Origin of the sequence: Rhizorhabdus antheiae, assembly GCF_049889055.1 — a bacterium.
Taxonomy (GTDB): Bacteria; Pseudomonadota; Alphaproteobacteria; order Sphingomonadales; family Sphingomonadaceae; genus Rhizorhabdus.
In genome coordinates, this window is sequence record NZ_JBLTWO010000029.1 from 1 (window position 1) to 926 (window position 926).

Genomic DNA, 926 nt, shown 5'->3' on the forward strand with positions numbered 1-926 from the left:
GTGCACCCCTGAAATGTGACCGATTTTGAGTAGAGTCCGACACGAAGGAGTCGGACGAAGATGAAGCGCAGCAGGTTTAGCGAAGAGCAGATCATCGCGATTTTGAAGGAGCAGGAAGCGGGCATGGCACCGGCGGAGTTGTGCCGGCGTCATGGGATCAGCTCCCCGACCTTCTATAAGTGGAAAGCGAAGTTCGGCGGTTTGGATGTGTCGGAGGCGAAGCGCCTGCGTGCGCTTGAGGATGAGAACGCGAAACTCAAGAAGCTTCTAGCGGAGGCGATGCTCGACAACGCGGTGCTGAAGGATCTGGCCACAAAAAAATGGTGACGCCCGGCGCGAAGCGGGAAGCTGTCGCCCATGCGCGTGAACATCACGGGCTGAGCGAGCGTCGGGCGTGCGAGTTGGTCGGCGTGAGCCGGCGGGTGGTCCGCTATCAGCCGACCAGGGCTGATGATGCGCCCTTGCGGGCGCGTCTTCGCGAGTTGGCGGCTGAGCGCCGCCGGTTCGGCTATCGTCGGCTTGGCTATCTGCTGGCGCGGGAAGGCATGAGGCCCAACCACAAGAAGCTGTTGCGGATATATCGCGAGGAAGGCCTGCGGGTCCGACGTCGTGGCGGCCGCAAGCGTGCCCTGGGCACACGGGCGCCGATGTTGCTGCCCGAGTATCCGAACCAGCGCTGGAGCCTCGACTTCGTCTCCGACAGTCTGGCCTGCGGCCGGCGGTTCCGCATGTTGTGCATCGTCGATGATTATACGCGCGAGTGCCTGGCGCTGGTGGCGGACACGTCGCTGTCGGGCATCAGGGTGGCGCGGGAGCTGACCGATCTGATCGCCCAGCGCGGCAAGCCGCACACGGTCGTCAGCGACAATGGGACCGAACTGACCTCGTCGGCGATCCTGCGCTGGTCGCAGGAGCAGCGGGTTGAG

General features: G+C 63.8%; 1 pseudogene. It reads left to right on the plus strand.

Going from position 1 to position 926, the window contains the following annotated elements:
- Window positions 1-60: 60 nt before the first annotated feature.
- Window positions 61-926: pseudogene (locus tag ACNI3R_RS20410) on the plus strand (IS3 family transposase); the annotation flags it as partial.